Origin of the sequence: Clostridium sp. JN-1 (assembly GCF_003718715.1) — a bacterium.
Taxonomy (GTDB): Bacteria; Bacillota; Clostridia; order Clostridiales; family Clostridiaceae; genus Clostridium_AV.
Genome location: NZ_CP033465.1, coordinates 2,183,934 through 2,203,680 on the forward strand (window position 1 = coordinate 2,183,934; position 19,747 = coordinate 2,203,680).

Below are 19,747 nucleotides of genomic sequence, written 5' to 3' on the forward strand. Positions count from 1 at the left end.
CGCATTTTTTTATAATATGTAAGTAAAAAGGCTATAGGAAACTGTGTCCCTATAGCCTATATTTTTATGCCTCTACGGAATTTAAAGCTTTTAATAAGTTTTCAATATTTATGCCGTGAACTTGTGCTGCTTCTTCTAATGTCTCAGCTTGAGCTGAAGGACAGCCAACACATCCCATTCCAAATACCATTAAAGTTTGTGCATTTTGAGGATCCATTCTAACGACTTCACCAATTGTCATATCTTTATTTATCTTTTCCATGTTAATACCTCTTTTCTCCTTTTATTTATAGTATGTAATCATACTATAAATTATATTATCTCATATTTTGTTTTTTTACAAATCAAAATGCAATATTTTTTGCTTAAACTTAATGTAACATTCGATGTAACTATTACATGCAGACTATATAGTAAAAATAAACAAATTAAAAATGGCAGCTGCTGCAAACTTCATTTTACAACAGCTCCCTATTTTAATTTTGTAAAAACATTTTTATTTAAAGTATCTGTTTAATAAACCTCTAAATGCTGATCCATGTCTTGCTTCATCTTTGCACATTTCATGAACTGTATCGTGTATTGCATCATAATTCAACTTTTTAGCCAATGCTGCCAAATCCTTTTTACCCTGGCAAGCACCGCGTTCTGCTTCAACTCTTACTTCCAAATTTTTCTTTGTATCAGGAACTACAACTTCTCCTAACATTTCTGCAAATTTAGATGCATGCTCTGCTTCTTCAAAAGCTATTCTCTTATATGCTTCTGCTACTTCTGGATATCCTTCTCTATCTGCTTGACGGCTCATAGCAAGGTACATTCCAACTTCTGAACATTCTCCTGTAAAGTTAGCTCTTAAGCCTTCTACAACTTCTTTATCTACTCCTTTAGCTGTACCTACCTTGTGTTCATCTGCCCAAGCCATTTCACCTTCAACTTTTTCTACAAACTTATCTTTTTTAGCTCCACACTGCGGGCATTTTTCTGGTGCCTCTTCTCCTTCATAAACATATCCACATACTGAACAAACAAATTTTTTCATTTTCATATTCCTCCTAATTAAATTTATAATTTTAAAATATTATTTTTTATCTGATATTTTCTATTAATTAATAACTGTTATTTACTATGTTTTTAGTTTACTATTATTATTTATATTTGTCAACACATATTTCATAAATTTTATAAAAAAAAAATTGTTTTAAAGATTAATAATCCTTAAAACAATTTTTAAAGCAATAGTATTAGTCAGTATCCGTAAATTTATTTTTTCTTATAAAATAAATAGGTAATCCTATAAGTGTAAGTCCAAGGCCTAAGCCTGCATTTAAAGGTTGAGTAAATAATGTATTAAATACTATATAAAATCCTCCTAATATAGCTATAATAGGCACTACCGGGTAAAGCGGCACTTTATATGGTCTATAAAGGTCCGGCTGTTTCTTTCTTAAAACTATTACAGCTACAAATGTCATTGTATAGAATATCCATATTACAAATATCAAAAGATCTGTAAGTTGATCAAACTTTCCTGAAAATATAAATATTATTGATATGATTGTTATTAATATACCGCTATTTACTGGTACTTTTGAGTTTGGTGTTAGTTTTGATAACCATGAGCTTCCAGGTAACTTGTTTTCAAGTGCCATTGCATAAGGTATCCTCATTCCTGTAAGTGTATATCCATTTATTGTACCAAAAACAGATATTAATATACCTATAGTTATAATCTTGGCACCAGCTGGTCCAAAGAGTATCTTGGCAACATCAGCTGCAGGAGTTGAAGTTGCTGCAAGTGCAGATGCTGGCAGTACAAATAAATATGCGACATTTATTATTACATAAACAGCCATAACCAATGACAATCCACCTATGATTGCCCTTGGTAAATCCTTACCAGGATTTTTCATTTCACCTGCTATGGCACCAACATTTATCCATCCATCATAAGCAAACATTGTTGCTACAATTGCTGAACCCAAGCTAGTTGTTATTGGATGGTTAACTGCTGTAATTGGTAGAAGTCTAACCGTACCTCCACCATCGTGCATAAGTCCTACTACTATAATAGCAAATAGTGGAATTAACTTACAAACTGTGGATATAGTTTGTATTGCTCCCCCTGTCTTAGATCCAAGCAAATTCATAATAAATAAAAATACAGTAACTATAATTGCAATTGGGATTATCATTGAATCACCCATAGATAATAATGAAACTGCTTGTGTAGCAAGTATAATTGCCAGTGCTGCTATATTTGCAGGAACATATACAACTGTCTGTGCCCATCCTAGGAGGTATCCCCAAATATCACCATATGTTTCTTTTAGATAGACTACCATACCGCCAGTTTTAGGTATTGCTGCTGAAATTTCAGCTGCAGTTAGTCCGCCTGCTATGGATATTATTCCACCTAATATCCATGCAATCATACCTAATCCTGGAGCACCTGTTGCGGTAAATACAGCTTTAGGCTTAAAGAACACACCAGAGCCTATAACTATGCCTATAACGATTGCAAGAGCGGGTATAAGTCCAATTTCTTTTTTCAACTCATTGTCTTTCATTCCATAAAACACCTCCATCATATTAAAATAAAATATAAATTCATTTGTAAAAATATTATCATTATTTGTCGTTTAAATCAAGCAAAATCGACTATAAAACTGTATTTATATACACATTTTTAATTTATCATATAAATTAAAAACTTAATTAAATTTTCCCATTAAATTTATGAATTTAGTATTATATTTTTAAATATTTATATAATAACATACATATATATTGATTTAAATTGCAATAATGTAATATGCACAAATGGATAATTTATTGCATAAGTATAATATGCATGCATAATTATTAGTCATTTTATCTTGCTTCACCTGCATTTCTCCTTTTTTAGTTTATTTTATAAAAAAAGCCTATAAATTTAAAAATCTTTTTCACAATTCATAAGCTTTTACATCATATTTAATTTAATGGCTATTTTATATCATATATTTTATAAAACTTATAGCCTTTTTTATAAATTTCATCAATAACACTATGCAATACAGAGTGTTCTGAGTAATTATAATCTATATATCCATTACTATCTTTTTTTAAAGTGATATCTTCAAATTCTATATATGGATGATAAAAAAAACTTGCAATATTTTTATCATTTAAATTTCTTATTTTATTTATCATATTATTACAATCTTTTTTACCATCTACATAGTTGAGAGGAGTTGGAATGTATAAAACATTTCTACCGTTATTATTGATTCTAACTACATATTTATATTCTGTTACTCCACCGTCCCTTGAATAAGGTTCATATATATAATCAAAATTCTTTTCTATTACATCCATCTGGCGCGGCAGTATTGCATAATGCGGCACTTCAAAGAAACTACATTTTATATTTAAGTCATTGAATACTTTAACAGCATCATTAACCCTTTCTTGAGCATATGTACTATCCTTAGGTATACTATCCCTGCTGCCCATTGAAAATTCTATTCCATCAACACTCTCTGCATTACCATATTGATGCGTATACCCATGTGCACCTATTATTCCACCTCTAGATATGAAATAATCTAATGTATATACAAAATCGGCATTATAGATACTATTCTTTTTTGAAACATCATTATCAATACCGCGGCTTGGATTAACATACCTTGGAACCCAGGCAGCATGAAAAGGTACATTTTTTTCATATAAATAATCTGATATTATTCTAAGCTTTTGAAGGGCTTCTGGTGAAGAATAAATCCCTCCTGCAGTAATATCCTCCAATCTTAAAAATGACATTTTATCACTTTGAATATTTTTTTCAGTATGTAAAACTTCCTTATTGTTATACAAAGACAATGTCATTTGAGGAATATCCCAAAATACTTTCAAGTCAAAAATTCTTGAAAAATCAAATAAATTCATGTATGCAATATTATCTTTTATAATTATATTTTTATTTAGCTTTATGCTTTCACCATCATTTAAAAATGTGTTTTTATTTAAATCGATTTGACCACTGCATTTAAAATTTTTTAAATATATTTTATTATTATCAATTGAACATTTACCATTAGTTTTTTGCATAACTTCGTTTAATGGTATATAGTATCTATTTTTTTCAACATATACAGGTAACTTTAAACTCAAGTCCTTATTTTCAAACCTTATTTTAATATTAGCTTTTTCCATATTAAGTCCTGAAAAATCTGAAAAATCATCAATTCGTACACTATTTTTACTATATGCTGCCTTTTTATGAAATGCAAAAAAGATAACACTTAAAGTTAATATAACTGCAAATAAACTTAAAATAATGTTTTTACTTTTCTTCATCGTATCTCCTCTTAACAAATATTCAATATTAAAATTCATTTATATTATTTACTGTAAAAAATAAATTATAAATAAAGGAGATACCCAAAAATAATTTTTTAAAATTATTTTGTGAGGATATCTCCTTTATTCAGAGAAACGAACGAATGTAAATTTACTTGTTAATTATTTAACATTACATATAATTCTATCATAATTTCAATAAAAATCAATCCCAAAACATAAAAAAAAACAGAGGACAGAGGACAATTGACAGAGAAGGTTGATTTTTTGCTAACGCAAAAAAATCTTTAAATTTATATAAGTTAGCAGTGTTTCCATGGCAAACGCATCTTCATATTGTAGGTTCTTAAATATAAAGGTATGTTTTCAATTGGAATTTGTTATTTATGTAAGAACTAACAGGTAAAAAGTAAGAGTTTATGAAAAAATTCAGCAAGGTCGAATTTTCACCACAACTATTACTTCTTATTTTTTACCTCTTACTTTTTCACCCTTACTTCTTAACTCAACGATAAATCTTGCTTTATATGCTAGATTATACTGATTAAGCCATAAAAATAAAAGGGCTGCGCCCTAAAATCTTATATGCGTTTGCCCTAGCAATGTTTCGCTTCAGTGAAACGAGCTATCAAAAATCCTCCTTCACTGTCCTCTGTCCTATGTCCTCTGTCCTCTGTTTTTATTTTAAAAATATCCCGGAGTGTAATTTAAGTCGCAAACTAAGAACTCAATAATGATTATCTATATGAAATACCTTTTGACAAATAATCATTTTTATTATATTCTATATTTAATTAAGATTAAGGGTGGTGTCTATGAATAATTTAGCTACTATTTTTAGGGAAAAAAAGTTAAAGCTTACTCCTCAACGTATTGCAGTATATAAATATTTAATGTCAACTAAAGAACATCCATCTGCTGAAACAATTTACAAAGCTCTTCAAAAAGACTACCCTACAATGAGTCTTGCAACAGTTTATAAAGCATTAAAGACATTATCTGAAGTTGGATTAATACAGGAAATTAACGTAGGTGAAGGCAATTTTAGATATGATGCAAATGTAATACCTCATCCACATATACACTGTATAAAGTGCTGCAAAGTCGATGATATAGATGGAATTTACTTTTCTGACTTAAATGATAAAGTAAAAGACTTTACTGACTATAACGTTATTGGAAACCAAGTTTACTTTTATGGTATTTGTAAGTCTTGCCAGGACAAACTTAAAAAAGATTAATTTAAACTTAAGAGGCCGTTTTTACATTTAAAGACAGCCTCTTTATACATATTAAAATATCATTTTATTGTTTATATGCATCTTTTATTATATAATCCCATAAGTCTGCCGAAGTTTTTCCGCTCAGCATCTGCTCCAATTGACTTGATATGCTGTTCTTTAGTTTTTCAGGAACATTATATATATATAACACATTGTTTTCAGTACTTTCCGATAACTGATTTATTATACTCTTATTTATATTATCTTTAAATACTTTATCAGCTTTCTTATTACCAGTTATATATCCCTTACTTGCAAGTGTTTTAGATAGTTCGTCACTTGAAGCAAATTTCATAAATTTAGCTGCTTCTTCATTGTTTTTAGTATTTATTGACATACACAATATTGAATTACAAATAACAGGGACATTTACTTTTGATGAAGAGTCATTTACATACTCTACCATTGAAATATTTTTATTATTTATAAGATTCTTAATATAATATGAAGAAGTTATTATAACTGGAATATCTCCATTATTAAATTTTTTAATACTATTTTCATTTCCAATTTCAAAAGTATTTTTATTTATAACTCCTTCCTTTATTAAATCTTGAATACTGCTAAAAGCAGACTTCATTTCAGTTAAATTTTTATATGATTCCATATTATCGTAACTATTCTCCAGCTTCCTCATGCTAATATTATTATTTACTATTATGGACAAGGCTGTACTGTTTATATCCATATCTTCACCTAAAACCACCGGGACTCTTATAGATGCTTGATTTAACTTTTTTAAAACTTCCTTCATATCATTTATATTGCTAGGTGGTTTCAAATTAAGGCTGCTGAAACTACTTTTATTGTATAATATTTCTATAGTATAAGGCATTATTGGAACACCATAGTACTTATCTTTAAACCTTCCATATGCATTGACAGCAGTATAATACTTATCATTTATTTTATTTTCACTATAAAAACTTCCCATATCGCTTAATAATCCCTTTTGAATTATTTTAATCATGTCATTTCTAGAAACACATACTAAATCAATATCTGAAGACTTACTTATTTGATCTTCTATCTTATCTCCTATAACATTGCTTGCTAAAATTTTAACCTTAGGATTCTTCTTCTTGTATTCATCTATTATAAACTTCAACGTATTTTGAGATGCTTTATCTTTTGTGTCAATATATAGACTAAATTGCTGTTCATCTTTAGAAGCTTTTGATTTACTGCATCCACCAGCGCTAACTAGAAATATTATACATAAAAAAAATGCTAACAACTTTTTCATGTAATTCAAGTATTCTTCCTCCTTTACAACCTTTTTAAGTTAAACAGTCATCTTTAAATTTAGTTTTTACATATTAATTAAATATATAATACGTTCATATAATTAAGTGGAGGTGGAATATATGAAACTTAGGGTATTATTTCTAAAGAAAAAACATATTTACATTTTATTATTAATATTGGTTTTTCTTATATTAACATTAATGCTATTTATAAAAAAGCAGCCTGCTCAAACTTTTAGCAGTATGCCGCAAACCGAGACAATAAAATCTGACTTTGATGGTGATGGAAACAAAAAAGATACTTTGTATCTAAAAAAAATGGACAGCAAGTATTGTTTGCAAATAAAAACTGAAAACAAACTATATGATATTGCTCCTAGCAGCTCTTGTAAAACTATATCTGATGTTTGCAATTACTGGCCTGTACACATAACTCTTATGGATGTATCAAGGGATAAGATTTCCGAAATATTTGTTCAAGGCTGCATAAAAGATAAACCTATTGAATATGTATTTTCATGGAACACCAATAAATTTGAGAACATTTTTTCAAATTCAAATAACATATTGGGATTTATTGACTGTAAAAACAATAAAACTCCTAAGGTAATATCCGGCAAGTTTGTAGATGGTAACATATATACTTATAATTATATATGTTTAGATTATAAGTTTAAAAACTACAACTACGAAACCAATCAAACATTTATGGGAAAAGACAGCATATGTGCTTTTATCAACTTTATACAAGGTTTGCCGCAAAACAAAGATTATATACCAAGAGATATATTTAGTATGAATATAGTAGATAAGGAATTTGATTTAATATCAGATATGGCTTCTCAAAATAACTCTTACGTATTTCAAGATGCAATTTTTAAAGAAACTAAATGTACAAATAAAGGAGATGCTTCTGAGGTATTATGGAAGTTAAGTTTCAAGGGCATATCAAATACAGATAAAAACTCAATTAAAAATTATACTATGAGCTTAACTTTAACAGCTGATCCAAGTAGTGATAAAAAATATTACTTTAAAATATCATCAATGAGTTTAATTTAGATAGTATTATGGGGTTTCTAGTTAATGCATGAACTGGAAACCCCATATATAAAATTAACTTTAAAAGTTATATCTAAAAATTTACTAAAAGATTTGCTAAATTTTACGATATAATTAAAAGCTAATATAACATACAGGAGGTAAAAATGTATGTCAAAGATTTCTCATTTAATAGAATTAATGATTACGTTACAATATAAAGGGCTTACAACAGCATCAGAACTTGCGGAAAGTCTAAATGTAGATAAAAAGACAATATATAGATATGTAAGCAGCTTAAATGAAGCTAATATTCCAGTTCATACCAAGAAAGGTAGGTACGGTGGTTTCTACATAGATGAAGAATTCCACATGAGGTCTGTGAAGTTAAGCTGTGAAGAATTAGAATCTTTGCTTATGGCAGCAGAAATATTAACTAAAGAAAATGGCTTTATCAGAGAAAAAGAATTAAAAACAGCTGTATCAAAAATAAAAAACTTATCAGTAAATGAGAATGAGGAATTAAAATTTATAAACGCGAATTCAAATTTTAATATTAGACAAGCTGGAAATCTTGAAAATTTAGATGATAAAATATCTAAAATAAACTATGCAATTAATAAGGGAAAAAGTTTAAGTATTAATTACTTTTCTATTAACAAGAATAATCTAACTATTAAAAAGATTGATCCTTATGATTTGATATTTAGGATGGGTTCATGGTATTTAATTGGATATTGTCATAGTACAGACAGTATAGAAATTTTAAAAGTTTCTAGAATACAAAGTTTAAAAACTACAAATGAAATATACATAAAGCCTCATAACTTTTCGCTAAAGGATTACTTAGATAATTTTTGGGCAGTATTTAACGGAGATAAGATTAAAGTAATTATAAAGTTTTGCAGTCAAGTTTCTGATTTTATAAAAAGTGGAAAGTGGCATATAAATCAAAAAATAACTGATTTAGAGGATGGATCTGTAATGCTTGAGATGTATTTAAATAATATTGATGATATAAAATCATGGGTGTTTAGTTTTGGAAAATATGCTGAAGTCGTTGAACCAGATGAATTAAGAAAAGAAATAAAAAAAGAATTACAGGATGTGTATGTAAAATATTAAAAAATTTATTTATATATGAATAAAACATACACAATAGGATAATATAATAAATGTGATTTGGAGATATATTCTCCTAAGACATCAAATTTTAATTTTGATGTCAATAACCCCCCATCCCCCTTGGGACCGTTAATACCGGTCCCATTTGTTTTCTAAAAATAAATTATATGGTTTCTAGTTTGCAGCTTAAATTACATTACTTTTAGCTTAAAACTTAACTCATACGCAGGGATATATTTGAAAGGACAGAGAATGTTGATTTTTTGTTAACGCAAAAGAATCTTTAAATTTATATAAGTAACTCGTTTTGCTTTAACAAAATGAGCTATCAAAAGTTTAATTAAAGATTTTTCGTAAGCTTAGCGGAGAAAAATCCTCCTTATTGCCTGCCAATCAATATATTTCAATTCCCAATTTTATTTTATCATAGAGAACAGAATAAATGTCTTTCTAACCGTCGGTAATCGGAAGCATATCCAAAAATTATAAAGGAACCTTACATGCTTTTGCCGCGGTATGAAAAGCTGAATCTTGAGTACTAACATATCATTAGACATCATTATCACAATAATTCACAGTATTATTCCCAAAGTCAGTGCATTATCAAGTAGTTGCTGACACCTACAATATTACAATGGAAGTAGAAGCATAACGATAAAACAAATAAGGTACTCTATGAAAACTTGACCATAAGATGCTTTGATTTTGCGCAGTGATAAATATTACTCATTTTGCATAGTGGTCTGTATACTAAATCACCCCTGCTTAATTACAACATATAATATTACAAAAAAGGAGTGATTAATTTGAATGATATTAATAGAAGATGCTCCTATCCAAACAAAGTTGATACACCTATGTATGAATATTACTTTGGCAAAGACGGAAGCATCAAATATTTTATTAAATTGTTAGAGAAAAGAGGCTTTATTGTTCAGAAAGGGAGTTTACGGTATATAGATATACTAAAGCTGGCAAGTGAAGGTAAATCTGACACGGCTTTGGGGAATATTGTAGGAGCACCATATGCAACCTGTCTCCTTCCTCCGGCACCAAATCAGGAACCATCACCTGGGCAGAGACCACCAAGAGGCTATGATCCTGACGACCCAAATAATTACCCGCCTAATCTTGATTTTATTACGCCGGGGTTGCACTATAAGCTGCGTCCGGACGAGGCCATTGTTCTAATTGGACAAACACCTCCACCGTCAGTTTACTTTAGTTTTAAAAGTTATCTGGCGTTAGTTAAAAATAAGCCTAAAAAAGACTACTGTGGTGCAGTTACAGCTGGCAACCGCTGCACCGGTTTTTATCACTATATCGGCGCCAGCATGGGGGATCAAATAAGCAACAGCTTTATCTGGACTGATAGTACGCCCTATGGAACCCCTGGAAATCCTTTTGACACTTCCACAATTATCATTACCACTGCTGACAAAGGAATAAATAAGCACATGCGTGATGCTTTGACTGATTCTGGCTTTAACCCTGGTATTATGAATAATGACAATATTCCTATAGGTCTGGTCAATATGGGACTGGAAAGGGGCAAAGATCACTTTGCGTTTGTCATGAGAGCTAACATTTTTCAAAATCCGGATATCAGCTGGGATTATATTTATAATCTGGAGAAATATTTTACAGTGTTACGCATTACCCCTGAAAAGCCCTATGCTCCAGTAAACCCCTGGCCCATACCAGCGCTTAAAAGAAAGGAGACATGTACTACTGAATTCCAGGTAATTCCTACTGCAAGGGATACGCTGGATTATCTGAGAAATCAAATTATTAGTAAATACGGAAATCCGAAATATGACATTGTAGATTTGGATTTAAATCTCGCAATACCCGATGCCTATGAGGGTATATTACAAGATGTTAACGTTTGGGTCGATAACAGAGATACGATCTATGTTAAAACGGAAAGTTTCAAATTAGCTACCGATGATGATTTTGTGATTATATATGGCGTTAATAACACTCAAACGGGATTTGCAACGTTTATCAACGTGAGTTTCTACGGCGATGAGCTCTGGAATGGCGTTGCAGGAACCGTGTTTACAAGTGAACTCCAGTACCCCGCAGATGAATATTTTTCTAAACGTAATAAAAACAGCAAGTATTATTATGTAGTAAAAATGGCAAGACACTCCACAGAAGGCAATGAAATTATTATACCTTATAGTACTGGCAACCCCAAAGGATCAGCGTACGGAGTTGATAACAATCAAAAAGTTTTTTTAGTCATCAGAATGTATCTTAACCAGGAAACCAAGGTTGCTTCAGCTCCCTTTGATATTATCTGGGGACATGCAATCCTTTTTACAAAAAAGAAAAGACCCTGCTTGGATCACCAAAATAAATCATATTAATATAGAAGAAAGAAAAGTTTTTAAGATGGTGTTTACTTTTTCCTAAGTTTCTCCATAAATTAAAGGTTCACCATCTATGAATACAGATTAACCTTATAATTAAAGTTCGGCGTGATGGTGGACGCATATGAATTAAGGCAAAACGAACAAGGCACTCTACCAAACTGGATATAGGGTGCCTTGTTGTATTTATCATCTAAACTGCTCTGCGGCCAAGAGGAAGGAGGTGTTCAATTGAAGATAGATTACCATGTTCATTTAGAAGAAGGACCCTATTCAGCGAATTGGATTGGCCGCACCGCAAATGCTTTGGAATTCTTCATGAAGGATAAAACCTATTCTTATAAGTGGATGCAATCACTAATGACTAAATTAAATAAAAGAGTGAAAGAAGAGGAATATTCTGAGTATTGGCTTGATTTATACCTGGAGCGGGCAAAGGAAGTTGGTATCGTGGATCATCTCTATCGATTTCATGATACTCTGGATTATTATGAAAAGCATATTTATCTCGAATCAGATAAATTAGGAAATATACAAAGAAAGTGGTTGAATCAAGTATCTGTCATACCGTCCATGAATCAGTTTATTGAATTTATTCAATCCCAAAAAGAAAAGTGGGAAAAACAAGGGGTTCAGCTCAAACTAGGGATCGAAGCGGATTTCTTTCCAAATGGGGAGGAGGAGCTGGAAAAATTAATCACATGTAAACCGTGGGACTATGTCATAGGTTCAGTTCATTTTATAAATGGCTGGGGTTTTGATAACCCAGAAGGTGCGTATATTTTTGAAAAAGTAAATTTGATGAAGTTATACAAAATACACACCTCTTATGTTTGCCAAGCAATTGAGTCACAGCTATTTGATATAGCAGCACATTTGGATAATTTGAAAGTATTCTGTTATCGTCCTGACGAGAAACTGTTGCAAAGTTGTTATGAAAAGGTCGCTTCGTCATTGAGGAATCATAATATTGCTACCGAATTGAATACAGGGCTTTCCTATCGTGCTCCGATAGAAGAAGCCTGCCCAAGCCCTGACACTTGCAGACGCTGGCAAAATATCATATCCCGATGACTTTATCGTCAAATGCTCATTATCCCGATGATTTAGGAACGAACCTGGATCCAGCGAAGGAACAGTTGAGAAAATGTGGGTATGAAACGTTAGCCACTTTTTCCAAACGAAGACGTTATTATGTGCCAATTTGAAGAATGTGAATGTTATATATTAATCACAGTGCTAATCCAAGGAGGATATAGCCTTTATAAAAGGGGCACTCGGATAAGCTATCACAAACAAATAGGCCTCATTACTGTACCCACACCGGGCATGGCAGCGAGGTCTTATTTTTATTCTTTGTTTTCTGCTTCAGCGGCCTTTTTACGAGCATAGCTTGCTCGTCTGTTCCTACGATTACGCTCTGCTTGGCAATCCCAGACGGCATTTGTAATTTGAACAGTGCTGTCTGGGTTATTTAATTTCCCGTAAAGATTACACAGGCTAACCAATAGCTCCTGTCCAGTTAAGGAATAATCAGTGCTGCTTTCCGGAGCATGACTCCCTGTGAAAAGAGGTTTGATTATTTCGCCATCATCGTCATAGTCAGGAATATACTCAGGAAATCGCACAGCTCTATAAACCATTTCACCTACGCCGCCAATTTCAACAAAACTAAGATTTTCTACCGGTAATTTTTTCATATCATTTATCCTTTGAATGTAATCGTATGTATAAGCGTTGAGAATTATACTTCGATTACATTTTATTATACAATGGCATTGAAAACAAAAGCAAATTGTAAAACTTCTTGATTTTAAGTTCCTTGACAACTGAATAGTCCACCCGCAAGAGATACTTTTGCAGTGTTGCCGCCCGCCTCTGCTGCAATCGGATACGAGGAGACCACGAATAGGCGGCTGCCTTAAGAACGGTAGCGAATGGTGGATGTAGAAACCAAAACAACTATCAAGATAAGGAGGAAAGAGTAAATGGAGAAAACGACCATGAGTGTGCAGGAGCTATCGTCACAGATGGGCATAAGCCTACCCAAAGCCTATGAACTTGTAAAATCGCCGGGATTCCCCATCATACTAATTGGTACAAGGATTTTAATTCCGGTTGATGCCTATAAGGAATGGCTGCTCAAAAACCCGGCACACAGATAATGAAAACGCAAATTTTACGGAGAGGAGGTGGACAAGATGGCGAACGCAATGCAGGAATTGATGGATATGAAGATATGGTTTCTCTGGCGTAAGGAAATAAATGGTGACCGTATCAACAAAATTCCCTTTGCAGCCAGTGCCGGTGCAACAGGCACTAATGAAAAGTACCAACACACATGGGTTACTTATGATGAAGCGGTCACTGCTACCGCTTGAAAACTGTCGGAAAGGAGGTAAACATGAATAACAGACAGTCTTATGCTGCTGTGAAAAATAAAGATAAAATAACCGCTCTGTACTGCCATCTCTCACGAGATGACGAGTTGCAGGGTGACCCTAACAGCATTAAAAATCAGAAAACCATTTTAAAGAAGTATGCAGATTGGCGAGTTTGGCCCACCGGTTTCTACATCCACCACAGAACAAGAAAAATCGGCTAGCCGGTAATAGATACCAAACTATGCCGATATTTTTCCGGGATTAAAATCCCTAAGACGCACCCTCTAAGGCTGCGCTTTTTATATAAATATAATTTTGGGAGCATTATTTTAATATATACCTAGGCCAAAGTTACAATCGCAGCTAGAGCTATAACAGTTGCAAATATGCCGTCATTAAACGTCCCATAAAAAATTACACCTAATGCTAAAATTATAGTTAAAGCTATCAAATTAGTGCAGCTCATTTGTATCCCCCCCTTATTTAGGCCTTGGGTTTTATTTTTCATATGTTTTTTTAATTTCTATCCTTTTTAATTAAAACATTTACTTGATTAAATGCCTTTTTTATCTCTTCTTGTTTTGTTTTTTCATCCATTTCCTTATTTTTAACTTTTCTAGAGAGGTTATTTACTATATCTAAAAACTTAGGATTTGCCAATAGCTTTGCAAACTCTTGAACATCTTTATCTTTGTTATTATTAGTAGCCGTATTTGAAGTCCTATTATTATTGTTATTGTTATTGTTATTTCTATTCATGCCAAGTGCAGACATCAATGAAATAATCTGATTTATATCTATATCTCTTAGAATATCGTTTAATGAATTTCCCCTGCCTCTTTCTCGATGTTTAGACATTATATAATTTACCTCCTTTTATATTAAGGAGAGCCCAACTTTGACTCTCCTATTTTTTATCCGTCCTTATATTTTTATAATGCAAATATAGCTGCTAAAACTATAACTGTTGCAAATATACCATCATTAAATCCCCTATAGAATATTACTCCTAATCCTAATATTATAGCTAAAGCAATTAAGCCTTCACAACTTATACCACAGCAGCAATTTTCTCTTCTATCACAGCAGCAATCGTCTCTTCTTCTAGAACTCATTTTCTATTCCTCCTAATTTTTCTATTTATTTTCCATTCGAATTCTTAAGTAAATCATGTAAATAATACTTTATCTTTATTAAAAAGTTTTTTATAGTATATATTATTCATATTTATCCATTTTGTGCTTGTAATTTACTATACCTACATAATCTTAATCATCATCATAACCATCGTCTGCTTCATTATCGCAAGGTTTGTCTTCTTCATATTGTTCCTCTTCATCATACGGCTCATCCTCATATTCATAATCATCTTTGTCACCGCATCTATCCTCTTCATAATCATGATCTTTATCTTCATCATAATCTTCATCATAATCTTCATCATAATCAACGTCTACTGCATTATTGCGTGGATCCTCGCCGCATTGTTCTTCTTCATCATACGGATTATCTTCATATTTATAATCATCTTCCTCATATCTATCACAATCTTCATCTTTATCCTCATCATAATCTTCATCACAATCTTCATCTTTATCATCGCATCTGTCTTCATCACAGTCACATTCATCTTCTTCTGAGCAATCATCTGGTTCTTCTATACAATTATTCTTACAGTCATCACTTGGGAATGAACAAAGCAGCAAAAGCAGCAGTATAATTATGCCTATACCTATACCGTTACCACTTCTACAGTTTCTTTTTCCATAATGATGTTTGCAGCAGCTTGAACCACGACAGCAGTACGCCTTATAAAAAACAATAAATAAGAAAAATATTAAAATCCACCTATTGTTACCACCAAAACAACCATTATTATTAAAACAACTGTCACTGCTGTCATTACTATTACCGCTGTCACAATTGTCATTGTTGTCACAGCTGTCATTGCTACTGCAGCTATCATTTCCATTGTGCATACTATTGAACATATCTATAAGTTGATTTATCTCCATGGTTTCCCTCCTTAAAATACTTTCTATTCCCTAATATTTTATTCTAATAGCAATTTTTTTGACACATAAATAAAAGAGCATACTTCAAAATAAAATAATATTTGAAATACACTCTTAATTATTTTTTAGTTTTAATTTAAATTTTATCAATTAAAAGGGCAATAGTTGTCATAAAATTAAATGTAAAATGATTAAATACAGAATACCAATATCCTTTTTTATCTATTAAATAGCAGTTATATATACCTATCCACACTAATATCGGAAATGACATTAAATTAAAGTGTGCAAATCCAAATATGAGGCTGCTTAGTAATGCAGCCAAGTATATACCTATTCTATCTTTAAATATCTTCTCAAAAAACAGCCATCTAAAGACAAATTCCTCAACTACAGGTGCAAATATTATAATAACGGGAATTATGATTATGAATTTTCGCAGCGGCATATTGGTCATCCAATAAACCACTTCTTGCTCTGGTAACTGTACTTTAACCTTTAAAAGTAACATAGTTTCAATAATAAATATAAACATCGATATAATGTACGAAATAGCAGCAAATTTCAAGGCAAACAATACGTTAAAGTTTTTTCCTCCAAATTTAAATCTTTCGCAGTCGAATTTTAATCTATTACTTATAGTTCTCTTGTATTGAATCGTTTCATTTGTAATATACATACCTGAAGCCTTAATATATCTAATATCAAATGCTACAAGTATAAAAGGCAGCAAATTTTGTGTAAACATAGATCCAACTATATAAAATAACGTTATTACAATTAATATAATTGTACTTCTATTCTTCTCCCTCCAAAACCTAGCAAAGATAATGAGCGGCGGGATATATACTAATAAAAATACAAGTACATCTTTTATAATATCTAATTTTATCACTACAATATCTCCCTGTTTTAAATTAATTTTGACAATCTATAACCTCATCAAATAAATCTAAAAGTTCCTCTTTTCCTTGTTTTTTTAACGAGGAAAAAGTAAATACTTTATCTTCTGGATCTACATTTAAAGACTCTCTTATAATCTTTAAATTTTTTGCAAGCTCACTTCTCTTTAATTTATCAGCTTTAGTTGCAACTATAGTATAATCATATCCATAATATCTTATCCAATTATACATAGTAATATCATCTTGTGTTGGCTTATGCCTGCAATCTACAAGGAGTATTATCCTCTTAAGCTGCTCTCTTTGATTTAAATATGTTTCTATTACTTTCCCCCAATTTTGCTTCTCTGACTTTGATACTTTTGCATAACCGTATCCTGGTAAATCAACAAAATAAAAATTATTATTTATGAGAAAAAAATTTACAAGCCTAGTTTTGCCTGGAGTACTGCTTACTTTGACTAGCTTTCGTCTATTAGTCAAAGTATTTATCAATGATGATTTTCCAACATTAGACCTGCCCACAAATGCTATTTCTATTTTATTATCTTTAGGATATTGGCTTGGTGATACCGCCGACGTTATAAATTCTGCTTGTTTTATTTCCATATAAAATCCCCCATTAATCCTTAACTAGAGCATTATCTAATACATTATCTATATTATCAGCTAGTATATATTTAACATTGTTTTTAACTGTCTTTGGTATTTCCCTCAAATCTTTTTCATTTTCTCTAGGTATTATTATAGTATCAATTCCAGCTCTATATGATGCCAAACTTTTTTCCTTAAGTCCTCCTATTGGTAATACCCTTCCAGTTAGCGTTATTTCACCTGTCATAGCTACATTATGCTTTACTTTTCTCTTACTTAACGCAGAAACCATAGCTGTTACCATTGTAACACCTGCTGATGGACCATCTTTGGGAACAGCACCCTCAGGTACATGTATATGAAGATCTTTATCTTTATAGAACTTTTCTTGTATATTATATTTTTGTGCATTAGCCCTAACATAACTATATCCAGCCTTAGCGGATTCCTTCATAACATCTCCAAGTTTGCCTGTTAGCTCCAATTTTCCAGTTCCAGGCATAACAGACACTTCTATTGGAAGTGTATCTCCACCATATCCTGTCCATGCCATTCCAGTTACAACACCAATTTTATCTTCTTTATCTACTTTATCATAACTGAATATTTCAGGTCCCAAGTAACTTTTAACTTTAGTTACAGTTATGAGAATATTCTTTTTATTCTTTTCCAACATTTCTGTTATAGCTTTTCTTATAACAGAAGATATCCTTCTTTCGAGGCTTCTAACACCAGATTCTCTAGTGTAATTGTCTATAATAAAGTATATTGATGAATCTGAAAACTTAATTTTACTTTCATCTATTTGATGTTCCTTAAGCTTTTTAACTATCAAATGATTCTTTGCTATATGAAATTTTTCTTCACTCGTATATCCTGAAACTTCTATTAATTCCATTCTATCAAGCAGCGGTCTTGGTATAGTCTCTAAAGTATTTGCAGTGGTTATAAATAAAACATGTGACAAATCAAAATCGAGCTCAAGGTAATGATCTCTAAAAGTATTATTTTGTTCGCTGTCTAATACTTCAAGTAATGCATCTGCAGGGTCTCCCCTAAAATCATTACTCATTTTATCAATTTCATCTAATAAAAACAAAGGATTTTTAGACTTTGCCTGCCTCATTCCATATATAATTCTTCCTGGGATAGCTCCAACATACGTCTTCCTATGTCCCCTTATTTCAGCTTCATCTCTAACTCCTCCTAATGACATCCTAACAAAGTTTCTATTAAGTGCATGTGCTATCGACTTAGCTATAGAAGTCTTTCCAACTCCCGGAGGACCAACAAGACATAATATAGGACCTTTGAGTGAATTACTTACTTTTTTTACAGCAAGGTATTCAATTATTCTATCCTTTACATCCTTAAGTCCATAGTGTTCCTTTTCAAGAACTTCTCTTGCTGACTTTATATCTAAATTATCTTTAGTTTCTTTATTCCATGGAAGCGCAAGTACCCAATCAATATATGTTCTTATAACTCCACCTTCAGTAGCGTAGCTTCCACTATTTTTTAATCTATCTAATTCATATAGAACCTTTTCCTTAACAGCCTTAGGTAATTTTGCCTTGTTTATCTTAGTTTTATATCTAGCTATCTCTTTTTTGTCTTCATCTTCTTCACCTAATTCTTCTTGAATAGCCTTTAGCTGTTCCCTTAAGTAGTAATCTCTTTGAACTTTATCTATTTTCTTTTTTACATTTATACCTATTTTTTTCTCAATTTTTAAAATATCTACTTCATTTATAAGTAGATCCAAAAGCTTTTTTAATCTATCTTCTATATTATAAGTTTCTATAAGCTCTTGTCTCTTATCCTGTTTAAGCATGAGATAAGAACTAACTGTATCGGCAAATCTTCCTGGATTTTCAATTTCATCTAATGCTATAAATGTTTCTACAGGTATATTACCTGATAGTTTAACATATTCATTAAAAAATTTTTTAATACTGCGGACAAGTGCTTCACACTTATTATCTTTTTCGCATTCTTCATCCTCTAATATTTCAACTTCAACTTTAAAAAAAGGATCGATTTCAATATATTTTTGTAACTTTCCTCTACTTTGCCCCTCGACCAAAACCCTCACTGTATCTCCTGGTAATTTGAGAATTTGCTTTATATTACAAATAGTACCTATATTAAATATATCATCTTGACTTGGTTCTTCAACTTTCGCCTCTTTTTGAGCAGACAAAAATATTCTCTGATTTTCAAGCATTGCCTGTTCTAAAGCCAGTATGGATTTTTCCCTACCCACATCAAAATGTAAGACCATATATGGAAATATTGTAATACCTCTTAGAGGAATTAGAGGAAGACTTTCTATTTTATTATTATCCATGTTATTCATGTCTTTTCCCCTCACTTTAAAAGATTTAATTTTATACTATATTCATAACTATAATTCAATTTAAAATAAATT

At 31.3% G+C, this 19,747-nt stretch carries 21 protein-coding genes; 8 read left to right on the forward strand and 13 right to left on the reverse strand.

Annotation, left to right across the window (positions count from 1 at the left end):
• Positions 1-64: 64 nt before the first annotated feature.
• The 4 genes from EBB51_RS10385 to EBB51_RS10400 form a co-directional block, all read right to left on the reverse strand.
• Positions 65-262 carry a DUF1858 domain-containing protein gene (locus EBB51_RS10385; protein ID WP_123054404.1) on the reverse strand — a complete coding sequence of 66 codons (198 nt, stop codon included), beginning with the start codon at positions 260-262 and terminating at the stop codon, positions 65-67.
• A gap of 234 nt (positions 263-496) precedes the next feature.
• The gene (locus EBB51_RS10390) at positions 497-1,042 is read right to left on the reverse strand and encodes an NADH peroxidase (RefSeq protein ID WP_123054405.1); all 546 of its coding nucleotides are present in this window, start codon (positions 1,040-1,042) and stop codon (positions 497-499) included.
• A 202-nt stretch (positions 1,043-1,244) separates the two neighbouring features.
• Entirely contained in the window at positions 1,245-2,570 is a 1,326-nt protein-coding gene (locus EBB51_RS10395) for an amino acid permease (protein WP_150131724.1), read from the reverse strand.
• A gap of 418 nt (positions 2,571-2,988) precedes the next feature.
• Positions 2,989-4,344 (reverse strand): DUF2334 domain-containing protein, encoded by a 1,356-nt coding sequence (locus tag EBB51_RS10400; RefSeq protein ID WP_190285270.1) that lies wholly within the window; start codon positions 4,342-4,344, stop codon positions 2,989-2,991.
• A gap of 818 nt (positions 4,345-5,162) precedes the next feature.
• Here EBB51_RS10400 and EBB51_RS10405 point away from each other — a divergent pair.
• Positions 5,163-5,588: a Fur family transcriptional regulator gene (locus tag EBB51_RS10405; protein ID WP_123054407.1), complete on the forward strand. Its 426-nt coding sequence runs from the start codon at positions 5,163-5,165 to the stop codon at positions 5,586-5,588.
• A 64-nt stretch (positions 5,589-5,652) separates the two neighbouring features.
• On the opposite strand, the gene EBB51_RS10410 is transcribed toward EBB51_RS10405, so the two are convergent.
• On the reverse strand, positions 5,653-6,876 hold the full coding sequence (locus tag EBB51_RS10410; protein WP_123055051.1) for an ABC transporter substrate-binding protein: 1,224 nt from the start codon (positions 6,874-6,876) through the stop codon (positions 5,653-5,655).
• Between the two features lie 121 nt (positions 6,877-6,997).
• On the opposite strand from EBB51_RS10410, the gene EBB51_RS10415 reads away from it, so the two are divergent.
• The 4 genes from EBB51_RS10415 to EBB51_RS10430 all read left to right on the forward strand — a co-directional run bounded on the left by EBB51_RS10415 (position 6,998) and on the right by EBB51_RS10430 (position 12,495).
• Positions 6,998-7,939: a VCBS repeat-containing protein gene (locus tag EBB51_RS10415; protein WP_123054408.1), complete on the forward strand. Its 942-nt coding sequence runs from the start codon at positions 6,998-7,000 to the stop codon at positions 7,937-7,939.
• Positions 7,940-8,089: 150 nt separating this feature from the next.
• Positions 8,090-9,043 (forward strand): transcriptional regulator, encoded by a 954-nt coding sequence (locus EBB51_RS10420; RefSeq protein ID WP_123054409.1) that lies wholly within the window; start codon positions 8,090-8,092, stop codon positions 9,041-9,043.
• A gap of 806 nt (positions 9,044-9,849) precedes the next feature.
• Complete coding sequence (locus EBB51_RS10425; RefSeq protein WP_123054410.1) at positions 9,850-11,418, forward strand: hypothetical protein; 1,569 nt, start codon at positions 9,850-9,852, stop codon at positions 11,416-11,418.
• Positions 11,419-11,652: 234 nt separating this feature from the next.
• Positions 11,653-12,495, forward strand: coding sequence for a PHP domain-containing protein (locus tag EBB51_RS10430; protein WP_207667283.1), 843 nt, complete (start codon positions 11,653-11,655; stop codon positions 12,493-12,495).
• A 275-nt stretch (positions 12,496-12,770) separates the two neighbouring features.
• On the opposite strand, the gene EBB51_RS10435 is transcribed toward EBB51_RS10430, so the two are convergent.
• On the reverse strand, positions 12,771-13,121 hold the full coding sequence (locus EBB51_RS10435; RefSeq protein ID WP_123054411.1) for a hypothetical protein: 351 nt from the start codon (positions 13,119-13,121) through the stop codon (positions 12,771-12,773).
• Positions 13,122-13,409: 288 nt separating this feature from the next.
• On the opposite strand from EBB51_RS10435, the gene EBB51_RS10440 reads away from it, so the two are divergent.
• The 3 genes from EBB51_RS10440 to EBB51_RS10450 are packed head-to-tail and all read left to right on the forward strand — an operon-like array spanning position 13,410 to position 14,026.
• The gene (locus EBB51_RS10440) at positions 13,410-13,586 is read left to right on the forward strand and encodes an excisionase family DNA-binding protein (protein ID WP_123054412.1); all 177 of its coding nucleotides are present in this window, start codon (positions 13,410-13,412) and stop codon (positions 13,584-13,586) included.
• Positions 13,587-13,622: 36 nt separating this feature from the next.
• On the forward strand, positions 13,623-13,802 hold the full coding sequence (locus tag EBB51_RS10445) for a hypothetical protein (RefSeq protein WP_123054413.1): 180 nt from the start codon (positions 13,623-13,625) through the stop codon (positions 13,800-13,802).
• 23 nt (positions 13,803-13,825) lie between these two features.
• Positions 13,826-14,026, forward strand: coding sequence for a hypothetical protein (locus tag EBB51_RS10450; protein WP_123054414.1), 201 nt, complete (start codon positions 13,826-13,828; stop codon positions 14,024-14,026).
• 119 nt (positions 14,027-14,145) lie between these two features.
• On the opposite strand, the gene EBB51_RS13975 is transcribed toward EBB51_RS10450, so the two are convergent.
• The 7 genes from EBB51_RS13975 to lon form a co-directional block, all read right to left on the reverse strand.
• Positions 14,146-14,271, reverse strand: coding sequence for a hypothetical protein (locus EBB51_RS13975; RefSeq protein ID WP_279221790.1), 126 nt, complete (start codon positions 14,269-14,271; stop codon positions 14,146-14,148).
• A 50-nt stretch (positions 14,272-14,321) separates the two neighbouring features.
• Positions 14,322-14,663, reverse strand: coding sequence for a hypothetical protein (locus tag EBB51_RS10455; RefSeq protein WP_123054415.1), 342 nt, complete (start codon positions 14,661-14,663; stop codon positions 14,322-14,324).
• A gap of 74 nt (positions 14,664-14,737) precedes the next feature.
• Entirely contained in the window at positions 14,738-14,920 is a 183-nt protein-coding gene (locus EBB51_RS10460) for a hypothetical protein (RefSeq protein WP_123054416.1), read from the reverse strand.
• A gap of 153 nt (positions 14,921-15,073) precedes the next feature.
• Positions 15,074-15,820, reverse strand: coding sequence for a hypothetical protein (locus EBB51_RS10465; RefSeq protein WP_123054417.1), 747 nt, complete (start codon positions 15,818-15,820; stop codon positions 15,074-15,076).
• A 136-nt stretch (positions 15,821-15,956) separates the two neighbouring features.
• Positions 15,957-16,715: a CPBP family intramembrane glutamic endopeptidase gene (locus EBB51_RS10470; RefSeq protein ID WP_123054418.1), complete on the reverse strand. Its 759-nt coding sequence runs from the start codon at positions 16,713-16,715 to the stop codon at positions 15,957-15,959.
• Between the two features lie 22 nt (positions 16,716-16,737).
• Complete coding sequence (gene yihA / locus EBB51_RS10475; RefSeq protein ID WP_123054419.1) at positions 16,738-17,331, reverse strand: ribosome biogenesis GTP-binding protein YihA/YsxC; 594 nt, start codon at positions 17,329-17,331, stop codon at positions 16,738-16,740.
• 13 nt (positions 17,332-17,344) lie between these two features.
• A complete protein-coding gene (lon, locus tag EBB51_RS10480) occupies positions 17,345-19,666 on the reverse strand; it encodes an endopeptidase La (RefSeq protein ID WP_123055052.1) in 2,322 nt (773 codons plus the stop codon).
• Positions 19,667-19,747 lie beyond the last annotated feature (81 nt).